The organism is Kovacikia sp. CALU 1929 (assembly GCF_056784235.1).
Genome location: NZ_JBXBCF010000009.1, coordinates 1 through 7,002, shown reverse-complemented (window position 1 = coordinate 7,002; position 7,002 = coordinate 1). Strand labels below are relative to the sequence as shown.

The window sequence follows — 7,002 nt, the reverse complement described above, 5'->3', positions numbered from 1 at the left end:
CGCGCTTCGTCGTGCGGCTCAAAAACAACATGAAAACCGAACTTGACCATCAACGGTATCGCGTTGTTTGGTTTTGTGACCTGGAGAGTCGAAGTGAGTTTCGCTTGGCGACAAATTTAGATCAGATGATCAATGAGGAGATTGGTGAAATCTATCGTAACCGCTGGTACATTGAACTGAGGTGGAAGTTCTTGAAAATGCATCTCAAAATCGACCGCATGATTTGTAAAAGCATTAACGGAGTGATGATTCACATCTACTTGGTACTGATTGCCTATTTGATTCTAGAGTTGATGGAAAGTCCTGCCTTTTATGGTCATCGTTTGTTGTATAAGTTTCGCTATTTACAATTAGAATTCAGTCGTCGTTGCTCCATCGTCCACTGGAGCTATGATTTCCTCCCAGAGGCACTTGTCCATTGAAGTGTCCACTGAAATATGAAGTTTTATATCTGGATTCAACACTTCTGGGTTTAGCAGTCTTGTAGCTGAGATAAAAACGGTGCCGATTTCCCCCTATCTTGAATCTTCGGGCAGCAGGCAGAGAAGATCACTAAATGTCTAAAAGCACAGGTGATCACTGTTAAAACATCCGCCTAAAGACACTTTATCATTTTATAACTAATTGGTTATACTATCAAGGTAAAGCTACAAAAATTGCGATCGCCTTGAGAGTCAATACTTGCATCATTGCACCAAGGTTTTTGCAATCCGCTCAATAATGGAGATCTCAGCTATGAAAACGAATGTAGGTTCCATCGATCGCCTGATCCGCTTACTGTTGGCTTCGGCATTATTCTATCTGGGACTGTTTCCTTACAACGGTACAGGCTTGGGGATTGGACTAGTGGTTGCGGGTGGCGTATTGATGGTTACAGCCCTGGTCGGCTTTTGCGGTCTTTATCGCCTCCTGGGCATTCATACCAGCCAGCCCAATGAGCAACTTTAAAGAGATTCACTCGTCAATTGTTAAAGAGGTTCTTCATGGACACTAGTCTTCCGATCGAAAGTCCATCCCTATCCCGGCGGCAACTTCTCAACTTCATCACTGGAGCCACCGTTGCTGCCACCGCAGGTTCTGCGCTCTACATGGCTGGCAAATTCTTCATTCCTCCAGTAGAAAAAACAGGGGTAGGGGGTGCCATGATAGCCAAAGATATCCTGGGTAATCCAATCCCAGCCGCACAAATCTTGGCAGAGGAGCCAGGAAGCCGCGCGCTGGTTGCAGGTCTAGGCGGCGAACCCACTTATTTAATCGTTAAGGCAGATCACACCCTAGACAGCATTGGGATACTGGATAACTGCACCCACCTGGGCTGCACCTTTCCCTGGAATCCAAACGATCAACAGTTCCAATGCCCCTGTCACGGTTCTCTCTATGCACCAGATGGGTCGGTAATAAGGGGTCCTGCTCCCCTCCCGCTTAAAATCTTCCATGTTGCCGTCATTGACAATAGCATTTTGATCTCACCGTGGACAGAAACCGATCCACGGACTGGGGAAAAGCCTTGGTGGGTCTAACAATGCCGCATCATCCATCAACCCTCTCAAACTCAACCAATCAGAAAGCTCATGAAAATTGCCGTATCCAGCCAAAATCAGACCACTGTAACTGGACATCTCGGACATTGTCAAAAATTCTGGATTTATGATGCAGACAATGCCACTATTCAAAACAAAGAACTGCTACAACTCTCTAAAGACCAGAGCTTTCATGAGAGTTCCCCTAAAGATCCGCATCCCCTGGATTTTGTACAAATTTTGATTAGCGGTAGCATGGGGCGTGGATTAGCACGTCGTTTGGAATCTAAGGGGATTCAGCCCATTATCACCCCTGAAACTGACCCAGATACAGCCATTACCACCTATCTTGCAGGTTCTCTCGCCATTCTGTCTCCAGAAGAAGTTGAACATCACCATCACCACGAAGATGGACATATCCATGAGGGTGAGTGCGGGTGCAATCAGGAATAAGTTCCTGTCAAAAATACTGCACCTATACTATTACAGGGAAATCCATGTGGGGAAGTGCGATTACAGCATACTTGCACTATTTGAGCTTCATGCTAGCGTTTGGGGCGTTGGTGGTTGAGAGTCAAACGCTGCTGAAAAAAGATCTCAGTTTGGCAGATGCCTGGAGAGTAGTCACAGCAGATGCCATTTACGGCTTATCGGCAACCACAATTCTGATTACAGGGATTCTAAGAGTCATCTACTTTGGTAAAGGAACTGCTTACTACCTCAGTAGCCCAGTTTTTTACACCAAAGTCGGGATTTTTATCCTGGTGAGTTTGCTGTCGCTCTATCCCACCGTTTCGTTTGTCTCATGGGTGAAGGGCTTGCGAGATAGCGAACCACCCAGTTTAGAGTTACCGCAAGTGCAACGGCTTTCCTGGTTCATTAGAGCGGAGATCATCGGGTTTGCCCTCATTCCCTTGTTCGCCGCATTTTTAGCACGGGGAATGCGACTTTTTTAATCTCTACATAAAGGCTGACAAGAATCAGCGATCAAAATTGCGGCGAGGAGTATCCTTTCAGACGAAGCGATCGCCCAATTTATCGAGGAGGATGTTCACTATTTTGATTTGACTACTTTTGGCTTGGGTATTGGTAAGCTACCGGGTGCGATCGAATTTTATTCTCGGCATCCGATGGTCATTTGTGGCACAGAAGAAGCTAAAAGATTCTTGGCTCAGACATTGTTTTGCAAGGGTGTAGGGGATGTTGTTTTTGGTGTTTGTGTCGTATGAATTGTACTAGTGTTGCAAACACTAAATTTTGCAACATGGGGGTTTGGGGGCTTCGCCTCCCAAGAAGGGGTTCCACCCCTTCACCCCTTCAAAACTTTTTGTTTACTGTACTAGGATCAAGGATTAAGCACTTGCAGGTGAGATGGATGTGGCTTCCTTCCCTTTGTTGACAGCTAGTGCAGCGACTTCGCGGTCAATAAAAAACAACCCCTGTCCGTCTGTGCCAATCAGTTTGATTTTGTCGAGAATACTCTTAAACAAAAACTCTTCCTGGTGTTGTTCTGCGACATACCATTGGAGAAATTGTAGGGTGGAATAATCGGGTTCTGTATTTGCCAGATGAACTAGCTCGTTGATTTTGGTAGTGATGCACTGTTCATGGATGTAAATCTTTTCAAACATCTCCTGTAATGAGTTAAATTCCCTCGGCGGTGCGTCCATGCCACCCACAATAGCGAATGCCCCCGTCTCTTGCAGATAGCTGATCAAACGACGCATGTGCATCATTTCTTCATCGGCATGTTGGCTCAGAAAGGTGGCACAGCCATCTAGCGCTTTGTAGGCGCACCAAGAACTCATTTGCAAATAAAGGTGAGACGAAACCATTTCCAGGTTGATTTGTTCATTCAACCGATCAATCATCGCTTGGGATAGCATGGTAACGTCCTTTTTATGACTTAATTACTATTAAACTATATGACGAGAACCCCAGGGCAGAGAATTTAGATTCTTGATCTAGAACCGGAATTCACCCACTCATACAGTTCCAAACTCTCCGGCGCACAGCTATGGCAGCCACCACATTGTTTGAGTGCCAGTTTACGAACTCGCCCCTTGCGAATCAGCAAATTGAGCATGTCTCGCAGAGCATCCGCATCGGTTTGAAACTGACGGGCAAGTTCCTCCAGAGACGTTTGGGGATGGGTACGGAGATAGGATTGCAGTTGTTGCAGAATCATGGGGAGTGGGGAATAGGGTGTGGGAATGGATAAGGGAATGAGAGGATATTGCATCCCCTGTCACCCCATCCGTCTGATTATTGATTAGTCAATATTCTCGGACGGCTGGAACTCTTTGGTGGAAGGCGACGACGATCGCTGAACCATTTCAATCCCACCAGAGTTGCGGACATGAATAAGGATAGACCCACCAACCAGGCGATCGCACTGCCGGGATGTTGGTTAAACGTCATGAATTGGTAGTAAAACACGGACACCCAGTACGCCAGTCCAGTGGTCCAGGCTCCGACGAAGGCAGTCCAGCCCAGGTTGGTTTCACGGTAGACCGCTGCCGTGGCGGAGACACAGGGGAAGTAGAGCAGCACAAAGAGCAGGAAGGAGATCGCCGCAGTCTTGCTCCCAAATCGAGTTGCCATTTGCCCAAAGGTGGTGTAGTGAATCTCCTGGGCTTCAGCGGCGGCTTGTTGATCGCCAGTATCATTCAGAACGCTAAGTCCGATCGGATCAAGTACCTGATTCGTCAGGTCTGCCAGGTTCGCGGGAATGCTAGCAAAGGCTGCTCCAATCCCGCCCCAAAAATCAAACGGTTCTGCTTCATCGCTGGCTCCAGAGGACTGCTCTGCCAGTTGAGTATAGAGGGAATCCATTGTGCCAACCATCACTTCCTTGGCGAACACCCCGGTCATTAATCCCACCGTAGCGGGCCAATTTTCCTGCTGAATCCCCATTGGCGTGAAAACGGGGGTAATGGTACGGCTGAAGGCACTCAGGATCGAATCCTGACTATCCTGTTTGCCAAAGGAACCATCGACTCCAACCGCGTTGATTAATCCCAAGATCAGCACCATGAACACAATCATCCGTCCGGCTTTGGTAATAAATGCCTTCAACCGATCCCAGGCGCGAATCAGGACACCTTTAACCGTGGGAATATGATAGGGTGGCAACTCCATGATAAAGGGAGCCGCATCACCCCGGAATAGAGTCCGCTTCATTACCAGTCCAGTAAAGACCGCTGCCAAAAGACCCAGGATGTAGAGTAGGAAAACGATGTTCTGACCGTTGATAGGGAAAAATGCCGCCACAAACAGGGCATAGACGGGCAGACGGGCACCACAGGACATAAACGGGTTCATCAGGATGGTCATGAGGCGATCGCGCCGATTTTCGAGCGTCCGGGTCGCCATAATGCCAGGAATATTGCAACCAAAACCCACCATCATTGGGACAAAGGATTTACCCGGAAGCCCAATAAACCGCATCAGCCGATCCATGACAAACGCTGCCCGTGCCAGGTAGCCAGAGTCTTCCAGAATTGCTAGGAAGATAAATAGAAAACCAATTTGCGGGATGAACGTAGCGGTGGTTTGAATCCCGCCACCGACCCCATCTGCTAACAATCCGATCAACCATCCGGGAGCATTAACTTGCCCCAATAGATGAGCCGTTCCGCCAACAAAAATGGTGCCCACGCCAATATCAAAGAAATCAATAAAAGCACCACCCAAATTGATGGCAACGAGAAACATCAAATACATCACTACTAAAAAGATGGGAATCCCCAGCCAGCGGTTTAGCACTACCCGATCGATGCGATCGGATAGCGTTTGTCTCACCAAATTAGTTCGTTCGGTAACACCCTGAATAAGGTGCCGAATCCAGGTGTAGCGACTGTCTGCAATCAATAAATCCGTATCTTCTCCCAGCGTTTGATGAATGCGGTGACGATGCTCGGCGATGCGGTGGAGGATAGTCTGTCCCAGATCTGGGAGGTGGCGATCGTCGTACTGCAACAGATTCAACGCAAACCAGCGGACATGGGCAGGATTGGCGATCGCCTGAGCTTCCAGCGATGGCATTAAATCCGTCAGTGCCTCTTCAATCACCGGGGGATAGGCAACATAAGTGTGGGGAATTGTGAGATGGGTCAAAGCCTGATGCACCACCTCTTTTAACTGCGGCATTCCTTTTCCGGTATGGGCACAGAGGGGAATCACCGGACATCCCAATCGTTTGGATAATAGCTGGGAATCAATGCGAATTTCCCGTTTTTCCGCCAGATCCATCATATTGAGGGCAATGATCATCGGCACACCCATTTCCAGGATCTGCGTGGTGAGATAGAGGTTTCGCTCCAGGTTAGAAGCATCCACGATGTTGACAACCACAGCCGCCGTACCAGACAGCAGGTAATCTCGTGCTACCAGTTCATCCAGTCCAGTCGTGGTTTCTTCCGCATCCACTGAATAAACACCGGGCAAATCAACGACCGTCACTAGCTGACCGTGAGCGCGATAGCTACCTTCTTTGCGCTCGACTGTCACACCCGGCCAGTTTCCCACCCGCTGATTGGCTCCAGTCAGGGCATTAAACAGGGTGGTTTTGCCACAATTGGGATTGCCCACCAATCCGATTGTTGCTTGTGTCATGACTGTCCTCCAGCGATAGGTACGACAATCAGGGCATCGGCTTCATCTTTTCGCAGACTCAGGTGAAAGTCACGCACTTCAATTTCAGTCGGATCGCCCAGGGGTGCATGGCGCGTGACGCGCAACTCCGTACCGGGCGTTAACCCCATTGCCAGTAGCTTGCGCTTATAGTCTCGCGTGGTCGGTTCATAGCCGATGATTCGTAACGCTGAGCCGATCGCCACATCTCGCAGTTTGACAGGGGAAATATCAGGGGTGGTTTGCATGGTTTTTATGGTTGTCGTCGGAATCGGTTGAGGAACCTCTATGGGTTGGTCTGTATTAATGACTTGAATTCGTTGTGCCATCTCTGTACCCAAGCCCAAGCGATGATCTTGCAGTGACACGATCACCGAACCTGTTGCCGTGCTACTAATCACCTCCAGCACTGTACCCGGTAGCAATCCCATTGCCATCAAGCGGTTATTCGATTCACCACAGTTGAGAGAGACAATACGGACGCGATCGCCCACCTGCATCGTGGACAGTGGAACAACTCTGGCGTTGAGGGAATTCTCTGGCACATCTAGTGGCAAGTCTGCCTGAACAGATGGCTCGACGACCGCATCGCTGACATACAGAAACCCCTGCCAACGGTTGGGTTGCAGGTCAGCCATCCAATGATTGACTAGATTATCCCCACTATTCATGATCTTTCCCCACAAAGATAGTCAACTGAAATCTATTTTCAATTATCTTATACCAATTTAAATTGAGTAGAAGGCAAATGATTTAGACTGAGAAGTAGTGTTTCAGACTCAGCCAATGGTGGGTGTTACCTCAATCGAAGTGAAGGAAAGTTTGGATGATTTAGCTTTGCAGTTAC

General features: G+C 48.4%; 9 protein-coding genes. 5 read left to right on the top strand and 4 right to left on the bottom strand.

Annotation, left to right across the window (positions count from 1 at the left end; genetic code table 11):
- The 5 genes from AC1S52_RS00660 to AC1S52_RS00640 form a co-directional block, all read left to right on the top strand.
- The coding region (locus AC1S52_RS00660) for a transposase (protein WP_482027112.1) at window positions 1-422 on the top strand (422 nt) is incomplete at its 5' end.
- A 313-nt stretch (window positions 423-735) separates the two neighbouring features.
- The gene (locus AC1S52_RS00655; protein ID WP_482027111.1) at window positions 736-948 is read left to right on the top strand and encodes a YgaP family membrane protein; all 213 of its coding nucleotides are present in this window, start codon (window positions 736-738) and stop codon (window positions 946-948) included.
- A 35-nt stretch (window positions 949-983) separates the two neighbouring features.
- Window positions 984-1,520, top strand: coding sequence for a cytochrome b6-f complex iron-sulfur subunit (petC, locus tag AC1S52_RS00650; protein WP_482027110.1), 537 nt, complete (start codon window positions 984-986; stop codon window positions 1,518-1,520).
- A gap of 51 nt (window positions 1,521-1,571) precedes the next feature.
- Window positions 1,572-1,973 (top strand): NifB/NifX family molybdenum-iron cluster-binding protein, encoded by a 402-nt coding sequence (locus AC1S52_RS00645; RefSeq protein WP_482027109.1) that lies wholly within the window; start codon window positions 1,572-1,574, stop codon window positions 1,971-1,973.
- A 44-nt stretch (window positions 1,974-2,017) separates the two neighbouring features.
- Window positions 2,018-2,476 (top strand): DUF2214 family protein, encoded by a 459-nt coding sequence (locus AC1S52_RS00640; RefSeq protein ID WP_482027108.1) that lies wholly within the window; start codon window positions 2,018-2,020, stop codon window positions 2,474-2,476.
- A gap of 396 nt (window positions 2,477-2,872) precedes the next feature.
- Here AC1S52_RS00640 and ftnA read toward each other — a convergent pair whose 3' ends face one another.
- From ftnA to AC1S52_RS00620, 4 genes are all read right to left on the bottom strand, one after another.
- Window positions 2,873-3,406, bottom strand: coding sequence for a non-heme ferritin (ftnA, locus tag AC1S52_RS00635; protein WP_482027107.1), 534 nt, complete (start codon window positions 3,404-3,406; stop codon window positions 2,873-2,875).
- 65 nt (window positions 3,407-3,471) lie between these two features.
- Window positions 3,472-3,762 (bottom strand): FeoC-like transcriptional regulator, encoded by a 291-nt coding sequence (locus AC1S52_RS00630; protein WP_482027106.1) that lies wholly within the window; start codon window positions 3,760-3,762, stop codon window positions 3,472-3,474.
- A gap of 23 nt (window positions 3,763-3,785) precedes the next feature.
- On the bottom strand, window positions 3,786-6,137 hold the full coding sequence (gene feoB, locus AC1S52_RS00625) for a Fe(2+) transporter permease subunit FeoB (protein ID WP_482027105.1): 2,352 nt from the start codon (window positions 6,135-6,137) through the stop codon (window positions 3,786-3,788).
- Window positions 6,134-6,826 carry a FeoA family protein gene (locus tag AC1S52_RS00620; RefSeq protein ID WP_482027104.1) on the bottom strand — a complete coding sequence of 231 codons (693 nt, stop codon included), beginning with the start codon at window positions 6,824-6,826 and terminating at the stop codon, window positions 6,134-6,136. Before AC1S52_RS00620 ends, feoB begins: the two co-directional genes overlap by 4 nt.
- Window positions 6,827-7,002: the final 176 nt, after the last annotated feature.